This window comes from Halovenus halobia (assembly GCF_051414135.1).
GTDB classification, from domain to species: domain Archaea; phylum Halobacteriota; class Halobacteria; order Halobacteriales; family Haloarculaceae; genus Halovenus; species Halovenus halobia.
In genome coordinates, this window is the sequence record NZ_JBLKOA010000002.1 from 179,497 (window position 1) to 197,697 (window position 18,201).

Sequence of the window (18,201 nt, forward strand, 5' to 3'; positions counted from 1 at the left end):
ATCGAAATCACCGCAGAAGGAGCCGGACTGACCTCAGATGTCTTCGAGGTGTTCGACGCCCTGTTTCTCGACGTTACCTTTCGTGATTTCGCCGGGCATCCAGTCTGGTTTGTCGTCTGGTGCATCTTCCTCCCAGGCCCAGCCTTCGTAGATGTGTACCTTGTGCGTTCCCTTCTCGCGGAGTCGCAGTTCTTCTGTGTCTGCGCTTTCCTCCGACGACGCCGGATCGAGCCGACGCGCGGCTTTCAGTGCCGCCTGTCGTGGAGTGCCCCCCGAAAAGACGCTATCTTCCTCACCGTTCTCCTCTCTGAGCGCGAAGTTGCGCTTGTCGTTGTCGCGTGCCATGGTTTTGCCGCTCCGTGTGGTGTCAGCACACGATCGATAATAAATATACCCCCTAATCGACCGCATTCGGCCGGTTCATTTATAAACAAGGTCAGTCAGTCGTAGCCAGCAGCTACGATATACCGCAAAAAGTCGGGTGCGTGCGCGGGTTAGGTGGCTCGCGCGCGCCGTGTGGCGGTTCCTGTGCGTGCAGGCGCGCGCGGTAAGCTTAAGTGGATGGTCCAGTGAAGACGGAATAGAAAGCCGCGATGGTCCGAAAGAAGAAGCTCAGCCCCAGTGGCGCGAAAGACGATGACGGCGAGTATCACAACGTGCATATCAATCTCCACGAGGACGAACTTGCCGTTGCTGGCATGGATATTGGGGACGAAGTGTTCGTCAGGGTCCGGGATAACAAGATTATTATCCAGAAAGCAGACCCTGACGACGTCGAACACGAGTTCTAACGTACCCGATGATCTACGACATTGCGAAACCGCTCTTTTTCAGACTGCCTGCGGAGACAGCCCACCGGCTGGTTCACCGCTCGCTGGCCATATACCAGCACACACCACTGCGCTCGGTTGCAGACTCGCAGTTCACTGTCGAGGATAGTCGCCTCGAAACGGAAGCATTCGGCCAACAGTTCCCAAATCCAGTCGGGGTCGCGGCCGGGTTCGACAAGAACGCCGAAATCGCCCCGGCACTTGGCTCACTCGGCTTTGGCTTCGTCGAAGTCGGGGGCGTAACAGCAACCCCACAGGCCGGGAATGCTCGCCCGCGGCTGTTCCGACTGCCAGAGGATGGCGGCCTCATCAACCGGATGGGGCTGAACAACGACGGCGCAGCAGTCATCGGCAAGCGACTCGACGAACTTGATGTGGCGTTCCCAGTTGGCGTCAACGTCGCCAAATCAGAGCACGTCGACCCGGAGGACGCGCCAGCAGATTACCGGGAGACGTACGAAGAGGTGGCCGACGGTGGCGATTTCTTCGTTGTAAACATCTCCTGTCCGAATTCGCAGGGATTCGCGGAGTTGCAGAACCGTGATTCGATGGCCGCAATCATCGAGGCACTGCAGGACGCGGGCGCGAGTCCGCTGCTGGTCAAACTCTCGCCAGACCTGCCCGAACCGGCCGTCGATGACGCGCTCGATATCGTCACGGAGTTCGACCTCGATGGAGTCGTGGCGACAAACACGACGACAGACCGGCCCGCGTCGTTGCGCTCACCAAACCGAATCGAAGGCGGCGGCCTCTCGGGCAAGCCAATCGAGAACCGAGCAACGCAGATGGTTCGGCACGTCGCCGAGCGCGTCGACGTTCCAGTTGTCGGCGTTGGCGGCGTCTCCTCGGCCGAAGACGCCTACCGAAAAATCAGGGCCGGCGCGAGTGTCGTCCAGCTGTACACTGGCCTGGTGTACGAAGGCCCGTCGATTGCCCGAGATATCAACCGCGGCCTGCTCACCTTACTCGAACGGGACGGCTTCGACTCAGTCGAGCAGGCTGTCGGGGCTGACCGTTGAGGCTGTCCCGCTGGTACTCGGAAGTTCTTCGGACAATTCTGCAGCAGGAGCGTCGGTAATTGGGGGTTCACCCTCTTCTGGCACCTCGAACAACCACTCAGTCCCGTTGAACGAGACAACCTTCGTGTCGCCGGTGCGGACGAAGGAGAGTCGTTCGCCCAGCAGCTCTCGGTCGTACTGAACTGCGCCCGTCCGGAGCAGCGTCTCGATGTCGAGCATCGGCGAGTAGTACGCGCCGCGGGCGAAGTCATCCCTGCCGCCGGTTTTGAGCGAGCGGTCAGGGTACGAGCGTACCCCGGCCTCGTCGAGAATCGTATGAAAGAGTCGGCGAATCTCGACCTGTCCGTCGACTCGGTCAGGCCCACCGCCGGGGTAACGGACCGCGAGTGGAACCGAGACGGTGCCGTCGAAGACGCTGAACTGGTGACCAACGAGTCCGTACTCCCCGAGGTGCTCGCCGTGGTCGGAGACGGCAACAACGAGCGTATCCTCCAGCTGTCCGTGTGCGCGAAGGGACTCGAGCAACGCACCGAACCGGGCGTCCATCGTCCGGAGGTCGGCGTCGTACAGTTGCCGGAACCGCCGGAGACCACGCTCGTCCATCGGTTGTGCCCCTAACGTGTGCGTACGCTCGTGTTCGACAATCTCGGCGTCGGCCAGGTCGTCGTCGACGAACCGCGCCGCGTGTTCGGGGTCCGGTGAGCGGGGCAAATGTGCGTCGAAGAGATTGACAAACAGGAAAAAGGGGTCTTCGACCTGCTGCAGTCGGTCATCGACTGCGTCAAGGAGCCCATCGTCTTCCGGCGTCGGCGGGTCAGTCGTTGTCTCCGCAGTGTTCTGGAAGCGATTGAACGCGGCTTCGACGGGTGCTCGCGCCCACCCGGTGTTCGTGAACCAGTTGACCGGCCGCGCGAGCAGGTCAGAGACGACGGCGGGTTCCTGTCGCTGGCTGGGCATCTCGTAGCTATCGAAGCCGCGGGCGAATCCGGTTGCTGGCCGAACGTAATCGTTCGGCGAGATGGCATGTGTTTCGTAGCCCGCCTCGGAGAGGAGTTCAGCGAGGGTCTGTTCGCCAGCGAGTACGGGACTCGCGATCGTCGTGCTGTGGTCGGCAGGGTACTTGCCCGTAAACAGCGAGGCGTGAGACGGAATCGACCACGGGGCCTGTGCGATAGCGTCGGTGTACAGCGTCGCCCCCTCGGCAAAGCTATCGAAATTCGGCGTCGTCTCGCGGTTGTAGCCCAGTGCCGAGACGTGGTCGGCTCGGACAGTGTCCAGCAACACAAACACGACATTGGGCCGACTCATCGTTTCTACTGCACAGACACCGAATAAAAAACCCACCGGACGCCGGTAGCGTTACTCGGTGATTGTGAGCCCGGAGCCACCAGCGGCGATGGCCGCGCCCGCGATGATCGCCGCTCCGAGGACGACGAAGCCATCGCTGGGGTCGAGCCCCGCAATGCCAGCGGCGGCGTCGACGATGAACACCGTGATGAACATGCTCAGAATCGCAAACACGAGGAAGATGATTGCCGCGATGATACTCGCTGCGAGTGCCCCCACTGAATCGAGTAGTGCCATTACGAGAAAGCATACATAAACCATCTTATAAAAGCTACTGGTCACACCAGTTCGGAGCCGGTAGCAAGCGATGTGCTTATTCGCCCGTAGCGGCCAATGGTAGACAATGAGTACGGACACCACAGACGAGCCTGACCCGTTCGAGCAGGCCTGCGCAGAGCTGGTCGACCGGATTCTCGCGGGCGAACTCGAGCGCGACGACGTCGAGGCTGCCAAGAAGGAGGTCTGTGGAAAATACTCCGCGCCGAAAGTTCCGAAACACTCTGAGCTGCTGGATTTCGCTCCAGAGGAACGCCGCGAAGAACTCGAGGCCGTCCTGCAGCGCAAGCCTGTGCGGACGGCGTCGGGCGTCTCTCCGGTGGCAATCATGACCTCACCCAAGCGGTGTCCACACGGGAAATGTCTCTACTGCCCGGGCGGCCCGGATTCGGAGTTTTCGAGCGCTCAGAGTTACACCGGCCACGAGCCCGCGGCCGCACGCGGGGAGCAAAATGATTACGACCCCTACGGACAGGTTCGCCTGCGTCTCAACCAACTCAGGGAAATCGGCCACCCGGTCGACAAGGTCGAACTCATCCTGATGGGTGGGACGATGACCGCCCGAAGTCACGACTATCAGGAGTGGTTCGTCAAGCGCGCCCTGCAGGCGATGAACGAGTTCGACGCCCACACCCAGCCCGACCCGTCCCAGGAACACAGTTTCGCCCAGGACCCCGACGAATACGACTTCGAGTACGTCGAAGATGTCATCGCCAGAAACGAGACTGGCGACGTGCGAAACATTGCGACCACCTTCGAGACGAAACCGGACTGGTGTGACCCCGAACAGATCGACCGGATGCTCGACCTCGGTGGGACGAAAGTCGAGGTTGGCGTCCAGACGACCTACGAGCGAATCAACCGGGAGATGCACCGCGGGCACGGCACACAGGACTCCATCGACGCGAACCGTCGCCTGCGTGACGCCGGGTTCAAGGTCGGCTTCCACATGATGCCCGGCCAGCCCGGCATGTCCAAAGAGATGTGTCTCGAAGACTTCCGGCGCATCTTCGAGCGCGCCGAGTACAAGCCGGACTTCCTGAAGATTTACCCGACGCTCGTCGTCGAAGGAACGGCAGTGTACGACTCGTTCCACCGCGGCGAGTTCGAGCCACTGGAGAACGACGAGGCAGCCGAACTAGTCGCAGAGATCAAGTCGATGATTCCACGATACACGCGCCTCCAGCGCGTCCAGCGGGATATCCCGGCTGATTTCATCGAGGGTGGTGTCTGGAAATCCAACCTCCGCCAACTCGCCCGCAAGCGAATGGACGAACACGGCTGGAGCTGTGACTGCATCCGGTGTCGAGAGGTCGGCCACAGCGACGAGAAACCGGAAACCGTCGAAATGGACGTTATGGAGTACGAGTCCGGTGGTGGCACCGAGTACTTCATCAGCGTCGAGGATTTCGAGAAGGATATCCTCGTGGGCTTCTGTCGTCTCCGCTTCCCGAACAATCCGGTCCGGCGCGAACTCGACGACGCCGCAGTCGTCCGAGAACTGCACGTCTACGGCAGCCAGGTTGGCGTCGGCGACCTCGCCGGCGAGGAGGGACTCGTCGACGAACACCAGCACCAGGGCTACGGCAGGCAGTTGCTCGAAAAGGCCGAGACCATCGCCGCGGACGCGGGCCACGAGAAACTCGCTGTGCTGAGTGGCATTGGCGTGCGGGAGTACTACCGCGAGAAGCTCGACTACAGGCAGGACGGTCCGTACGTCAGCAAAGAGCTCTAGCGACGATTAACCGACCGGTCTGGTGACTCCGACTCGCCACTCGAACTCGGGAACGCGATCCAGACCAGCCCAACCCCAACGAGCGTTCCACCGCCAACTGCGAACAGGGCTTCACGAAACGAGCCGTCTGCGTAGGCAGCGATCAGCCCCGCAGACACCGCTACGAGAACAACAAATGCAACCTTGAGCCGCGGGAGTAGCTGTTGTTGCTGTGTCGCAGCGTCTGAGCGCTCCATCAGTAAAAGCCACGCTCGACGTCTTCTTCAATGATCTCCTCGAACTCGGTGTCGAGCAGCTCTTCTGCTTCCTCGAAAGTCTCGGTGAACTCGTCCATCTGCTCGGGCCGGTCAGTCATGTCGAACTCCATGGGCCCGTAGGCAGGACTGTCGAGTGCACCCATCATATCCTCGAACAGTGCCTGCGGTGAGGTCGGTGCGTCAGCGTGGGTCTCGACAACAGTTTCGAGTTCCTTCGCACGTGCTTCGGCAGTGTCCTCGTCCTCGATGGGTTGCTGGACACCGAACAGCCCGCTGCCCTGCTCGTCGTCGGGGAACAGCGGGTCCAGTTCGTCGTCGATCGAGCGGGCTACCTTCGCGCCGACACCCTGAACCTGGAATGGGTTTTTCGCGTAGGTCTTGAGCTGGTAGGCGCCGACGGCAGGGTGACCGATGTACATGTCTTCGCCGATGCCGTTGGCTCGGTCGCCGCCGACCGCGCGCCAGCCGCTTGGGTCTGCGTCACTTTCGACAACATCGCCCAGAATATCCTCCCAGTCACGCACCTTCATACCAGTTGTGTTGGGGATCCAGCGGATTATACTCTCCGGTAGAACGCTGAGACTTATTTGTGCCCGCCCCCGACTGCTGGTATGCTCTCCGGTGTCAGGGTGGCACTCGGCGTCGCTGGATCGATCGCGGCGGTCAAGACCGTCGAACTGGCCCACGAGTTGCGCCGTCAGGGCGCGGAGGTCCGGGCCGTCATGACCGACGCTGCCGAGGGAATCATTCACCCGTGGTCGCTTGAATACGCGACCGAAAACGACGTTGTAACCGAGATTACCGGCCGGGTCGAACACGTCGAGTTGTGCGGCCGTGACGGCTGGGCCGACGTTTTGCTGGTTGCACCAGCAACAGCCAATACCGTTGGAAAGATGGCCCACGCCGTCGACGATACCCCGGTCACGACCTGTGCGACGACGGCCTTCGGTACAGACATGCCAATTGTCGTCGTGCCGGCGATGCACGAACCGATGTACGACCACCCCGGCGTCCTCGACGCACTGGACACGCTGGAGTCGTGGGGCGTCAGCTTTGTCGACCCGCGTATCGAGGAAGGAAAAGCAAAGATTGCGACCGAGTCGGCGATTGTGACCGGCGTTGCACGGGCAACAACCGACCACAGTCTCGCCGGGCAGACAGTTATCATCACGAGCGGCGCAACCACCGAGTCCGTCGACCCGATTCGGACGCTCTCGAACCGGGCCTCTGGAAAGACTGGGCGTGCGGTCGCCCGCGCGTGTCACGCACGCGGGGCAGAGGTGATACTCGTCCACGACGGCACGGACCTGCCGTGGGCGACCGTCGAGCAGGTGGAGAGCGCAGCAGAGATGCTTGCCGCCGTCGAAGACCATGCGCCGGCGGCAGACGCACTCGTCTCGGCAGCGGCTATCTCCGATTATACGGTGTCAACCGCCGAAGAGAAGATTCGGTCCGGCCAAGAGAACCTCACCCTCGAACTGACGCCGACACCGAAACTGATCGACAGCGTCCGCGCAGACCATCCTGACTTGCCGATTGTCGGCTTCAAGGCCGAAAGTGACGACGACGACGGCAACATCGTCGACCAGGCCCGCCGAATCAGAGAGCGGGCCGACCTTGCGTTCGTGGTCGGAAACGCAGCCAGCGTCATGGGCGAAGCCGAGACCCGGGCGGCACTGGTTGACGACGACCCAGAGTGGTTCGAAGGGTCGAAAGCAGAGTTGGGTGCCGCCGTTGCTGAGCGTCTCGGAGCCGAACTCGGAAAATAGCCGCCCTTTCGACGTCTGGCGGTTTATTTCTCACCAGTTGAAATGAGGCCGCATAGTTTTTATGCAGGCCCTACCGAGCACATATAAGCGCAGAGTATCACGGCTGCGTAACTAGAGAGACCCATGAAACTCAAGCAACTACTTACCGACGACGACGCAGTCAGTCCGGTTATCGGCGTCATCCTGATGGTCGCGATTACCGTTATCCTCGCGGCTGTCATCGCGACGTTCGTACTCGGACTGGGTGAACAGGTCAGCGACACGGCACCGAACGCGAACTTCCAGTTCGATTATAACGATAGCGTTTCAGTTGGTGCGAACGAAAACGTGACAATCACCCACACATCCGGTCCAGCAATCGAGGCAAGCACGCTCTCAGTCGGTGGTCCTGGTGTTAACAGTTCAGTTGGGTTTACTGAGACTAGGATTGATCAATTTGGACCGAATGATGAGATAAGTGCTGGGGACAGCCTGACAGTAGTTGGGAACGGCACCTACCCAGAAGATGTGACGTTCACCAATGGTGAAACAGTTAGCGTCATCTGGTCCAGTGAGGGCGACTCCGCGACGCTGGCGAACTACGAGATTCCGAGCTAGACTCGGCTTGGCGGACGCAGTTTTTCTTATTTTCATTCCCCGTAGCTACTGGGCTACCGAAGGCACCGGCTGGCGAGCCAACTGCGTTACTGTCAGTACGAATGGAAACATATTTTTAATCTGCTTATCTGGGTTGTAATCAAACAGGTCCCGCGCGTGGCCCGTCCAGAAAACGATGGAACTCACTCGCCTGCTGAGCGACGACGAGGCAGTCACTCCGGCCTTCGGAATTGTGTTACTGGGGCTGGTGATTATCCTCGTCGCGGTTGCTGTCGGATTCGTTGTCTTCACGGCCAGTGACTCGCCAGGAGAGCCACCGCCACAGGCAGGATTTGTCGTCGCGTTTGACGACGAATCCAAGGGGGTCGTCGACGACTTTGGCGTGCTCTACGGGTCGAATAGCTCCGAGTACAACGGCAGCTACGACCGCGTGGTTGACGCAGAGATTCCCGGTGAGAAGATTGGTCTCGTTCGGTTGCGGTACACGGATGGGCCGCCGTTGGAGGTTAGTCGGCTCAAAGTGGAGGGGAACCGACTCACCGAGACAGAGCGGTGGGCAACGGCCTACAGCGGGTACAACACCAGCGATACCCTCACCAACGGCGAGGAGTTTACGCTGTGGATGCACGTCGAGGACGAACTCCGGATCACGTGGGAAAGAGGGGATGGCACGGCCGTGCTCCAGCGATACGAACGACCTGACCGTTAGCTCCAGACAGCAACGTTTTCCTACCGCTGTGAGTAGAGACGATATGGACAGGCTCAGAGAGTCGCTCAGATCGGCTCCAATCGTCGAGAAAGAGGGCTATCACTACTTTGTTCACCCCGTCAGCGATGGCGTGCCAATGCTCCGGCCGGAACTGCTGCGCGAAATCGTGATCGGAATCGTCAGAAAAGCGAATCTCGACCGGGTGGACAAAATTGTCGCACCGGAGGCAATGGGAATCCATATTTCGACGGCAGTCTCGCTGATGACAGACATCCCGCTAGTCGTCGTCCGAAAACGCTCGTACGGACTCGACGACGAGATGTCGATTGCCAAGGCAACAGGCTACGCAGAGAGTGAAATGTTCATCAACGATGTCCACAGCGGTGACCGTGTCCTCGTGATCGACGACGTGCTCTCGACAGGCGGAACGCTCAGAGCACTACTAACCGCGCTCGACGAGATCGGCGCCGAGCTTATCGACACCGTCGCGGTGATCAAGAAAGTCGGTGGGACGAACGAACTTGACGAGACGGATTTCGAGCCGAAAACGCTCATCAACGTCGACATCCAGCACGGCGAACTCGTAATCGTCGATGAAGACGGCGACGGATAACAGCCGAAACAGTCGGTTGATAGCACCCGTTAAGTGACTGGAAACCTACTGTCAAACATGAGCGACGCGACCGATCTCGAAGAGTTAGAGCGCGGGACCGAGCTGGTCAAACGCGGCTTCGCGAAGATGCAAAAGGGCGGCGTCATCATGGACGTCGTCAACAAGGAGCAGGCCCGGATTGCCGAAGATGTCGGAGCCGTCGCGGTTATGGCACTGGAAGCAGTGCCGGCCGATATCCGCAAACGCGGCGGCGTTGCCCGGATGCCCGACCCAGTCGACGTCCAGGAGATTATCGAAGAAGTCTCCATTCCGGTGATGGGTAAATCCCGAATCGGCCACACCGCCGAAGCACAGATTCTCGAAGCACTCGGTGTCGACATGATCGACGAGTCTGAAGTGCTGACCCCCGCCGACGACCGCTATCACATCGACAAGCGCGACTTTACGTCGCCGTTTGTCTGTGGGGCGCGCAATCTCGGCGAAGCGCTACGCCGCATCGACGAAGGCGCAGCGATGGTTCGCACCAAAGGCGAAGCCGGCACCGGCGACGTGAACCAGGCGGTCCACCACCAGCGCAACATCAAGGGTGCAATCCGGAAACTCGAGGGGATGACCCACGAGGAACGCGAGCGCTGGGCCCGTGAGAACGAAGCCCCAGCACAGCTCGTCCACGACGCCGCCGACCGCGGCCGTCTACCGGTCGTTAACTTCGCTGCAGGCGGTATCGCCACGCCTGCGGACGCCTCGCTGATGATGCAACACGGCTGTGACGGTATCTTCGTTGGCTCTGGAATCTTCGGCGCAGAGAACCCTCGCGAGATGGGTCACGCAATCGTCGAGGCAGTCAACAACTGGGACGACCCAGACCGACTGGCCGAGATTTCCTCGAACATCGGCAAGGGGATGAAAGGCGACGCAAACGCCGACTTGCCGGAAGAAGAGAAACTCCAGGACCGCGGCGTTTGAGCTACCCACGGCTAAAGCCGTGAGTTTTCGCCTCGCACTTGCTATAATCGGCGCTGTTCAGTGGTCGGTTTCGGCGTCGTCGTCGAACATCTCGCGGTAGGCTGAGAGACCGAGCAAGGCGGTCGTGCCGAAGACCGCTGCACCACCGAAGATTGCAACAGCGTTCAGCGTTTCTTCGACTTCACCGAACGGATAGGTCTCACCTTGGACGTTGTCTGCACCAACGACGATGACGCCACGCATGCCGAGGGCACGGTGGGGACTACAGGCGTAGGGGTGCATGCCGGTGTTCGAGCTCTCGAAGGTGAACTCGTATTGCACACCTGAATTGTTGACTGGTTCGCCGCTGTCGAACAGTCGCTCCTCGACACTGGAAAGTTGGTCGTCGTTGTAGACGTTGTGCGCGCCGCCGTTACCCGTCCAGTTCCACTTGATCGTCGTTCCCGGGTCGATAACGACCGCGGCCGGGTCGAAGTACAGCCCCTGGTTGCCTGCACCGACGTCAATCGTGACCTCTGACATCCCTGTCGCGTCGGCAGTTTCGCTCTCGAAGTTACCCGTATCCGAGAGGTAGCCGCCGTATAGCGAGCCCTGTGCCGCTGCGTTGCCGGTTGCCGTAACAGCGGCAGCACCGGCCGTCGCCCCGGCAGCACCGCGTTTCAGCAGTGATCGTCGCGTCAGTTTGCCCGAACTGTCTTCGTCCATTATACTCGCTATTCACAGTTTGAGCGGTATAAATCCGACTGTTTCCACGGATGGGTAACCGTCAAGTTGGTCCGTACCTACTGCCCGGGTATGGGCGTGCCTTCGGGCGTGGCGGGGCAGGGCCGGTTTAACGAGATACGTCTCTTCCTGGAAGGGTTAGCGACGACCGAGGGCCGACTCGCCGTGAGCGTCGGCGTCTTTCTGTTGGCGGTGGCGTTCGTGGTCGTCACGCCATGGATCGTACGCCGGGTTGGCAGACGAGTCCGGAAGCGCTTCCCGGAGGGACGAACCGCCAACGCAGTCGATGTTGTCGGCGAGTATATCCCCCGGACGATCAGCGGGCTGTTGTTGCGGGCGCTGCAGGTGACGGTGCTCGGCAGTGCTGCCATTGCTCTGCTGATTGTCTGGGGACAGGTCGATATCGCGTTCAGCGCACTCTCGTTTGTCTTTTTCACGCTCCCAGTGTTCGGACAGGTGACTCTTACCGGTGTGATTTTCCTGCTGGCGTACATCGCCTCGGACCTCTTCGAGCAGACGATTCGTGACCTCAGCGAAGACGCCGAGCAGATTACCGACCACCAGCAAGAGGTCGTCACCCGCGTTGGCAATCTGACGGTGTTTATCTTCGCCATCGGAGCAACACTCACCCTGTGGGGGCTGAACCTCTCGGGACTGCTCGTCGGGGCCGGCTTCTTGGGTATCGTCGTCGGTATGGCCGCCCGGCAGACGCTCGGTTCGATGGTTGCGGGATTCGTGTTGATGTTCTCGCGGCCGTTCACCATCGGCGACTGGGTCGAGGTTGGCGACAACGAGGGTATCGTGACCGAGATCACGATCATGAACACCCGGATGCGCAACTTCGACGGCGAGTCGATCGTCATTCCCAACGACATCGTGAGCAACCACGCTGTCGTCAATCGGAGCGATCAGGGCCACCTCCGCCTGCGTCTTGACGTGGCGGTCGACTACGAGTCAGACCCAGGTCGGGCCGAAGAAGTCGCGCTGGAGGCGATATCGTCGGTCGACTCCGTTGCGACCTCGCCACCACCGGCAGCAATTCCGACGGAGTTCGGGGATTCAGCAATCGTCCTCGAACTGCGGTTCTGGATCGACAGGCCGACACCACCTCGGAAGTGGCGTGCCACACGAGAAGTGATAAACGGCGTCAAGCGGAGCTTCGACGAGGAAGGGATCAAGATTCCCTTCCCACAGCGGGAACTGTCCGACCGTGTCAGTCAGGATCGGGTATCAGAGGGCGAAAGCGAAAGCGAGCCAGCGGAACAACGGGCCGAGGTTAGCTCCCAGGCCGAAGACTGATCGAACAATCAGCAGCCAAACTGTTCGATCAAAAACAAAATAATTACCAACTGGTCATCAGAGAAGAGTATGTAATGAGTGGAAACAGTCATTATTGTGCCCACATCGAGCAGTCGAGAGGTGACCAGCAATGAGCAGGGATGCCCGGATGGTTCCAGTATATCTGCTTGCGTTCGTTCTGGTTGTCGTCTTGCTGTTGGCAAACGTAACGATGGCCGCCAACAGGACCGCACTCAACGCCGACCACACTATCGAAACCCTCGGCGAGGAGAACACTTACGCCGACGTGACAGCAGTGGTCCAGGACAACACAGTCGACCGTGTCAACAAGACAATCGAGGAGCAAAAAGAGCAGCGCCGCGAGGAACGGATCGGAAACAGAGACATCTCGGACCAACAAAAGGAGTTCATTCGACAGGAGATCGACGACGAGTTCCCGGACCGGTCACAACAGCGGGAGTTCGTCACAAATGCACTCACCGAACGCTTCGTCGAGGGCGAACTGACGCGGAACATCAGGACGGTTTACGCCGTACTCAACGGCGAGCAGTCGGACGGGCAGATTAGCGTTCGAATCGGCAGGCAGCAAGACCAGATCAATCAGTCGATTCGCGATACGTTACAGGACAACTCGCGGATCGACCAAGAGCAGATTATCCAACTGGTCGCCCGAGAGACCCCTGCACAGCAAAATATCACGGAGAACGGAACGGTTCCGCCGCAGGTTAAGGGCGCGTCCTCCACTGTTAGCTTACTCAACACGCTCAATCTCGTCTTTCCGGCAGTAGCGCTGGTGTTGCTCGGCGGGATGTTCTTCTTCAGCGGCCGAGATGTTCGCCTGACGGCACGCTTCGGTGGCGTCACGTTCGCAGTCGCGGGCGTCCTCGGCGCAGCAATCGGGTTTTTCGGCGGAGGCATTGCGACCGGTGCCACCAGATCTGCTCTCGACGCCGACAGCGCTGAGTTCGCTGCGATGCGTGACGGTATCGTCGCTGTCGTCGATAGTATGTTCGGGACAATCGTGACACAGGGGTTGATACTTGCAGTGATTGGGGGTATCGCGGTTGGTGTCGTCTTCGCCGAACAGCGAGGCTATCTCGACAGCGATGACCAATCCCGGCAAGGCCAGCGTCAGCAGGACCAACAACAGGTTCAGGACAGCCAGTATCAGCAGGGCCGACAGCAGTACGACCACCAAGAACAGTCTGGGCAGCCCACATCAGAGGGCCAGTACGACCAGACGCAGCAAGACGGCTCCGACCAGCCAGTGGACCAGAGTCAGGGAGACGGACAGCAGCCGTCAGACGAAACCACTGGTCCCGGTTCGGACGAGACAGAGCGTTAGAGGATACGAGCGCCGCGGCCGATTTCAGTCTGGTAGACGCGAGCCTCTGTCCCTTGATTCTCGAAGGCGTCGAGCATTGCAGTGCCGACAGCGTGCTGGGACTGTTCGGCACAGGCGGCGATGACTGTCGGCCCGGCACCGCTAATCGTGACACCAGTTGCGCCGGCCTGCAGTGCCGCCTCGCGCACCACGTCGTAACCGTCGATGAGTTTCGCGCGGGCGGGCGTGACGACGGAGTCGTGCATTCCCGCACCGACAAGTTCCGGGTCGTCGCGGTGCATCCCCGTCGTGAGTGTGGCGGCGTTGCCCACGGTTTCGACGAGATTCTCGACAGACGTCTGCTCGGGAACGACTCTGCGGGCGTCACGAGTCGAGACGACAATCTCCGGGAGACAGGCGACAAGTGGAATGTCGGCGTCGACGGTCCGGACGCCACTCGGTGTGGCAATCGTAAAGCCGCCCATAATCGATGGCGCAACGTTGTCGTCGTGTGCTGCGCCGGAGACGACAGCCTCGCCCTCAGCGGCGACTGGGACGAGTTCCTCGCGAGAATAGCCGCGGTCGTACAGTTCGTTCAGTCCGACTGCGGCGGCAGCAGCACTGGCCGCCGACGACCCAAGCCCCGAGGCCGGACGGACACCCTTGTCGATCTCGATGTGGGCTGGGGCGTCCAGCGCCTCGGCAACGGCACCGACGGTGTTTTTGTCTGGGTCCTCGGGAATGAAATCACTGCCCGCGCCGGTCACGTCGATCGTCGTCTTCGAGGCTTTCTGTACGCGGACAATATCTGCCGGGCGTGACAGCGCAGCGCCAAACACGTCGAAGCCGCTTCCCAGATTCGCACTCGTCGCAGGGGCCCGGACTGTAACCATACGTTCCGTTGCTGCAGTGCGGGGAAAAAGGTAACGAGACTGGCCGTTTAAACGACCGAGTAGCCTGCGCCGGCAGTCAATGCGACCACACAGAGCACGCCCGAGAGAGCGAGGTAGGTGATCGACCGTGGCTCTTCGACCAGATGCATGTAATAGCCGGCAACCGCAATCGCCTTCCCCGTCGACAGCGCCAGAATGGCGACCAATCCGACCCAGTACAGCCCGTCTGGGAGGAAGGACTCGACGAGGAACTGCGTGGTACTAATCATGCCCAGTACGACGAATATGATACCGTATAGTTTGATGTTAGCCATATTCAGTCACCTCAGAGGATGTAGAACAGCGGGAAGAGGAACAGCCACACGATGTCGACGAAGTGCCAGTAGAGGCCGAAGTACTCGATAGTGTGGGCGTTCTCTCCATCGCTCCAGTACGCACCCATCGCGGCGCGAGCGATCAGGAACAGGAGGATCAACATCCCAATCACGACGTGGACTGCGTGCAAGCCAGTGGTCAGGAAGTACGTCGACGCGGCCGGCCCAGCGTCGAAGGTCCACTCGTAGTGGAAGTAGTACTCCACCCACTCGATGCCCTTGTTGATGAGGAAGGCAACCCCGCCGAGGAACGTTAGCGTGAGGAAGCCAACTGTCCGGCGCTTGTTGCCTTTTTCTGCGTACGCAAGGGCGAGCACGACGGTGAAACTGCTGGCCAGGAGGATGTACGTGTTGAGCAGTCCCGGCCAGACAGCGTGAGTCTCTAGGCCGTTGGCGTGGGCGATGTCCCACCACTCGCGCCAGCCAGCGCGCAGGCGCATGAACAGATACGAGCCGATGAAGGCACCGAACAGGACGATGTCAGAGGCGATGAACACCCACATACCGAGTTTGGTGTTGGTGACACCCTCGAATGGCCACTGTTCGGAGAGCTCTGGCTCCGGCGCCAAGAAGGACTCGAAGCCCATCCCGACGAGCGCGCCGACTCCGGAGACGATTCCGACCAGCGTCACCCAGAAGTAGGTGTTCGCCGCGAACATCCCGCCTGGGAAGCCGTGATGCAGGTGGAAAACCAGCAAGAACGCTGCCAGCATCGGTCCAGCTGCCATCAGATAGACCGCGTGGACAATGCCGAAGCCGTCAGTACTTGCACCCTTCATCGCGACGAAGGCGATGAAGAACGGAATCGCGAGCACGAACGGCCAGATGAAGTACGACTCACTGATACCTGAGATACCAATTGCGGTAACCAGCCCCGTCGCACAGAGAATGAGCGGCCACCAGCTAGTGTGGTCTGCTTCTGGCTGTGCGGCTTCGGCTGCTGCGGCGACACCGCCGTCGGTCTGGGCTTCACCGCCGTCAGTCGTCGGTCCTTCGAGGAAATTGAGCTTGCCCGTTGCGAAGCTTGGTTTGCCAGGGAAGTTGCCTTCCGGCGGCGGTGAGGAGACCGACCACTCTGCGGAGCCAGTGTAGGCCCACGGTGACTCGCCGACGTCACGGTCACTGTAGAGGCTCGCGGTGAGGTTGTAGAACATCACGAGGAACGACGCCCCGAAGATGAGTGCCCCGACCGAAGCCGTCTGGTGCCAGAACGTGAAGCCAGCCTCGTAGTGGAACCACCGTCGCGGCGTCTCCCAGACGATGAACATCGGGAAGTACAGCAGGTTGAAGCCGATGAACGCGGCTGCGAAGTGCACTTTCCCGAGGAACTCGTTGTACATCTTTCCGGTTATCTTCGGGTACCAGTAGTACATCCCGCCAATCAGCGCAACAGCACCGGACGCCATCACGTAGTGGAAGTGGGCAACGACCCAGTAGGTACCACGGAACGAGTAGTCAAGCACAATCGCACCGAGGAAGACCCCGGTGATGCCACCGAGGATGAACAGCAAGATTGCGCCCAGCACGAACAGGAACGGCGTCTTCCAGCGCACGCGTCCTTTGATCATCGTATAGATGAGCGCGAAGATCATCAGGTCGAACGGCAGCGAGATACCGATTGTTGTCACCATCATCACCGTCTTGATTGGGAGATTGATGCTGGTGAGGAACATGTGGTGCATCCAGACGATGAAGCTCTGAATCGCGACGAGGGCCATCGCGATGATGAACCACTTCCGACCAACAAGTCGTCGGCCGGAGAACGTCTGGACGATTTCACCCATCACGCCCAGCGCAGGGAAGAAGACGATGTAGACTTCAGGGTGTCCGAAGAACCAGAACAGGTGTGTCCACAGCAGGGACCCACCTGCTGCGCTGCCGAAGAAGCCACTTCCTTGTGTGCCTGCGAAGATGTGGTCGAAGCTGAGCAGGAGAACCGCCCCCAGCAGTGCCGTGAAGGCAAAGAGCATCATCCAGACCGTCAGCAGGATGGAGATGCTGAACAGCGGCGTGTCCCGCATTCGAAGTCCCTCTGCGCGCATGCGGTACATGGTCGTCAAGAAATTAACCGACCCCAGCGTCACGGAGGCAACGAACACTGCAAGGGCGAGAATCCCTGCGAACGCGCCAATCTCGGCAACTGACGGAATGAACGCCGGCAGGTTCAGCGGTGCGTACAGCGTCCAGCCGGTCGGCAGCGTCGAACCCTGGAAGAAGCTCACTCCGAACAGCAGACCCGAACTGAGATAGAGCCAGTAGCTCATCGCATTGATTCGCGGGAAGGCGAGGTCGTCAGCACCAATCTGGAGCGGAACCAGATAGTTCGCGAACCCGAACGCGAACGGCGAGAGGAACCAGAACACCATCAGTAAGCCGTGTGCGGTAACGACCTGGTTGTATCCGAGGTCGCTGAGTATCACAGCTCCCGAGTTCCACAACTGGACCCGGATCATAAAGGCGAGAATCCCGCCAAAGACCAGGAAGAACAGGGATGTGATGATGTACAGTATCCCGATATCTTTGTGATTAGTCGTTACAAGCCAGCGTTTCACCGATGATTTTGGTGGCAAATGGTCACTCATTAGCTACTCACCTCCATGAATTCGATCTGTGATTCGTCCGTTCCGGTCTGTGAGGCGTACCACTCGGCGAAGACATCTTGCTCGACAACAAGAACGTCTCCGTGCATGTTCGAGTGGCCCTGTCCACACAGCTCGAAGCAGTTGGCGCGGTAGACGCCGGTTTTGTCTGCCTCGAACCAGGTTTGTGTCGTTTCGTCCGGAATTGCGTCAGTCTTGGCCCGAAATTCGGGGATCCCATAGTTGTGCCAGACGTCACGCGAGGTCACGTCTAACTGTATGGTCGTCCCCTTGGGCACAACTAATGCGTTCGAGTCGGCATTAGAATTCAGCGTCGTCGCGTTGTAATCGTCGCTGGTCAGCACCTGCGACCCGTTACTGGTTTCGTCCTCGAAGTAGGCGTAGTCCCAGCCGAACTGGTAGCCCTCAACGTCGACGTTGATGGCTTCTTCCGTGTCCTGACCAGTGTCTTCGACGTACAGCAACAGAGAGTACGAGTAGATGATCAGTCCGAGCACGAGCACCGCGCTCATTCCGAACGACATAAACAGTTTTTTTCCGCCGCCTTTACCGTGCCCTGTCGGGATTTCTCCCTGCTGTGGGCGCGCCACGTCGTACTCGTCTGTCGCAGCAAGTTCCTCCTCGTCGACATCGTACCGGCCCTCTGCGTCGCCGGAGACACGGTATTTGTACGCGTTGTATACCGTGTACGAGATTACGAGTGTCCCGACGATGGTGCCCATGACGAGAAACACCAGGAGGAGTGTATCGAATATCTCCGCCTGAGTTCGCCCGGCTTGGGCAACCGGCATATGCCGGAGGATGGACAGACCTGTGAATCCGGTTCCGAGCATTCTATGCGGATTTACGGTTATCGTGTCTTATGCATTT

The 18,201-nt window shown here is 59.8% G+C and carries 20 protein-coding genes; 10 read left to right on the forward strand and 10 right to left on the reverse strand.

Translation table 11 applies throughout. The annotated features are described in order from the left end of the window. Positions 1-33 precede the first annotated feature (33 nt). Complete coding sequence (locus tag ACMGFM_RS07815; RefSeq protein WP_436901896.1) at positions 34-345, reverse strand: non-histone chromosomal MC1 family protein; 312 nt, start codon at positions 343-345, stop codon at positions 34-36. Between the two features lie 248 nt (positions 346-593). Between ACMGFM_RS07815 and ACMGFM_RS07820 the strand changes: the two genes are divergently transcribed. Together ACMGFM_RS07820 and ACMGFM_RS07825 are read left to right on the forward strand one after the other, a co-directional pair. Further along, the gene (locus ACMGFM_RS07820) at positions 594-791 is read left to right on the forward strand and encodes a hypothetical protein (protein ID WP_436901897.1); all 198 of its coding nucleotides are present in this window, start codon (positions 594-596) and stop codon (positions 789-791) included. Positions 792-799: 8 nt separating this feature from the next. Continuing rightward, entirely contained in the window at positions 800-1,849 is a 1,050-nt protein-coding gene (locus ACMGFM_RS07825; RefSeq protein ID WP_436901898.1) for a quinone-dependent dihydroorotate dehydrogenase, read from the forward strand. On the opposite strand, the gene ACMGFM_RS07830 is transcribed toward ACMGFM_RS07825, so the two are convergent. Both ACMGFM_RS07830 and ACMGFM_RS07835 read right to left on the reverse strand, forming a co-directional pair. After that, positions 1,817-3,157, reverse strand: coding sequence for a sulfatase (locus ACMGFM_RS07830; RefSeq protein WP_436901899.1), 1,341 nt, complete (start codon positions 3,155-3,157; stop codon positions 1,817-1,819). The genes ACMGFM_RS07825 and ACMGFM_RS07830 overlap by 33 nt on opposite strands. A gap of 51 nt (positions 3,158-3,208) precedes the next feature. Then, a complete protein-coding gene (locus ACMGFM_RS07835) occupies positions 3,209-3,433 on the reverse strand; it encodes a hypothetical protein (RefSeq protein WP_436901900.1) in 225 nt (74 codons plus the stop codon). Positions 3,434-3,539: 106 nt separating this feature from the next. Between ACMGFM_RS07835 and ACMGFM_RS07840 the strand changes: the two genes are divergently transcribed. Then, positions 3,540-5,207 (forward strand): tRNA uridine(34) 5-carboxymethylaminomethyl modification radical SAM/GNAT enzyme Elp3, encoded by a 1,668-nt coding sequence (locus tag ACMGFM_RS07840; RefSeq protein ID WP_436901901.1) that lies wholly within the window; start codon positions 3,540-3,542, stop codon positions 5,205-5,207. Here ACMGFM_RS07840 and ACMGFM_RS07845 read toward each other — a convergent pair. Further along, positions 5,204-5,443 (reverse strand): DUF8527 family protein, encoded by a 240-nt coding sequence (locus tag ACMGFM_RS07845; RefSeq protein WP_436901902.1) that lies wholly within the window; start codon positions 5,441-5,443, stop codon positions 5,204-5,206. The genes ACMGFM_RS07840 and ACMGFM_RS07845 overlap by 4 nt on opposite strands. After that, positions 5,443-5,994 (reverse strand): hypothetical protein, encoded by a 552-nt coding sequence (locus ACMGFM_RS07850; protein WP_436901903.1) that lies wholly within the window; start codon positions 5,992-5,994, stop codon positions 5,443-5,445. Before ACMGFM_RS07850 ends, ACMGFM_RS07845 begins: the two co-directional genes overlap by 1 nt. Positions 5,995-6,075: 81 nt before the next feature. Here ACMGFM_RS07850 and coaBC point away from each other — a divergent pair, with 81 nt between their 5' ends. From coaBC to pdxS, 5 genes are all read left to right on the forward strand, one after another. After that, positions 6,076-7,233, forward strand: a complete 1,158-nt coding sequence (gene coaBC / locus ACMGFM_RS07855; RefSeq protein ID WP_436901904.1) for a bifunctional phosphopantothenoylcysteine decarboxylase/phosphopantothenate--cysteine ligase CoaBC — start codon at positions 6,076-6,078, stop codon at positions 7,231-7,233. 123 nt (positions 7,234-7,356) lie between these two features. Beyond that, a complete protein-coding gene (locus ACMGFM_RS07860; RefSeq protein ID WP_436901905.1) occupies positions 7,357-7,830 on the forward strand; it encodes a type IV pilin domain-containing protein in 474 nt (157 codons plus the stop codon). Between the two features lie 175 nt (positions 7,831-8,005). Next, positions 8,006-8,539, forward strand: coding sequence for a hypothetical protein (locus tag ACMGFM_RS07865; protein WP_436901906.1), 534 nt, complete (start codon positions 8,006-8,008; stop codon positions 8,537-8,539). A 43-nt stretch (positions 8,540-8,582) separates the two neighbouring features. Further along, positions 8,583-9,152, forward strand: a complete 570-nt coding sequence (gene hpt, locus ACMGFM_RS07870) for a hypoxanthine/guanine phosphoribosyltransferase (protein ID WP_436901907.1) — start codon at positions 8,583-8,585, stop codon at positions 9,150-9,152. A 57-nt stretch (positions 9,153-9,209) separates the two neighbouring features. Further along, on the forward strand, positions 9,210-10,118 hold the full coding sequence (gene pdxS / locus ACMGFM_RS07875) for a pyridoxal 5'-phosphate synthase lyase subunit PdxS (protein WP_436901908.1): 909 nt from the start codon (positions 9,210-9,212) through the stop codon (positions 10,116-10,118). Positions 10,119-10,175: 57 nt separating this feature from the next. Here the strand turns inward: pdxS and ACMGFM_RS07880 are convergent, their stop codons facing one another. Further along, positions 10,176-10,823: a halocyanin domain-containing protein gene (locus ACMGFM_RS07880; protein ID WP_436901909.1), complete on the reverse strand. Its 648-nt coding sequence runs from the start codon at positions 10,821-10,823 to the stop codon at positions 10,176-10,178. Positions 10,824-10,913: 90 nt separating this feature from the next. Between ACMGFM_RS07880 and ACMGFM_RS07885 the strand changes: the two genes are divergently transcribed. Further along, on the forward strand, positions 10,914-12,140 hold the full coding sequence (locus ACMGFM_RS07885; protein WP_436901910.1) for a mechanosensitive ion channel family protein: 1,227 nt from the start codon (positions 10,914-10,916) through the stop codon (positions 12,138-12,140). Positions 12,141-12,270: 130 nt separating this feature from the next. Continuing rightward, a complete protein-coding gene (locus ACMGFM_RS07890; RefSeq protein WP_436901911.1) occupies positions 12,271-13,485 on the forward strand; it encodes a hypothetical protein in 1,215 nt (404 codons plus the stop codon). Here the strand turns inward: ACMGFM_RS07890 and ACMGFM_RS07895 are convergent. Genes ACMGFM_RS07895 through coxB form a run of 4 tightly spaced genes read right to left on the reverse strand, consistent with a single transcriptional unit; the run spans position 13,482 to position 18,122 of the window. After that, on the reverse strand, positions 13,482-14,357 hold the full coding sequence (locus ACMGFM_RS07895; RefSeq protein WP_436901912.1) for a homoserine kinase: 876 nt from the start codon (positions 14,355-14,357) through the stop codon (positions 13,482-13,484). The two genes, ACMGFM_RS07890 and ACMGFM_RS07895, sit on opposite strands and share 4 nt — an antisense overlap. A gap of 47 nt (positions 14,358-14,404) precedes the next feature. Next, the gene (locus ACMGFM_RS07900) at positions 14,405-14,671 is read right to left on the reverse strand and encodes a cytochrome C oxidase subunit IV family protein (protein WP_436901913.1); all 267 of its coding nucleotides are present in this window, start codon (positions 14,669-14,671) and stop codon (positions 14,405-14,407) included. An 11-nt stretch (positions 14,672-14,682) separates the two neighbouring features. After that, complete coding sequence (locus ACMGFM_RS07905; protein WP_436901914.1) at positions 14,683-17,313, reverse strand: cbb3-type cytochrome c oxidase subunit I; 2,631 nt, start codon at positions 17,311-17,313, stop codon at positions 14,683-14,685. Then, on the reverse strand, positions 17,313-18,122 hold the full coding sequence (gene coxB / locus ACMGFM_RS07910; protein WP_436901915.1) for a cytochrome c oxidase subunit II: 810 nt from the start codon (positions 18,120-18,122) through the stop codon (positions 17,313-17,315). The genes ACMGFM_RS07905 and coxB overlap by 1 nt, the downstream gene beginning before the upstream one ends. Positions 18,123-18,201: the final 79 nt, after the last annotated feature.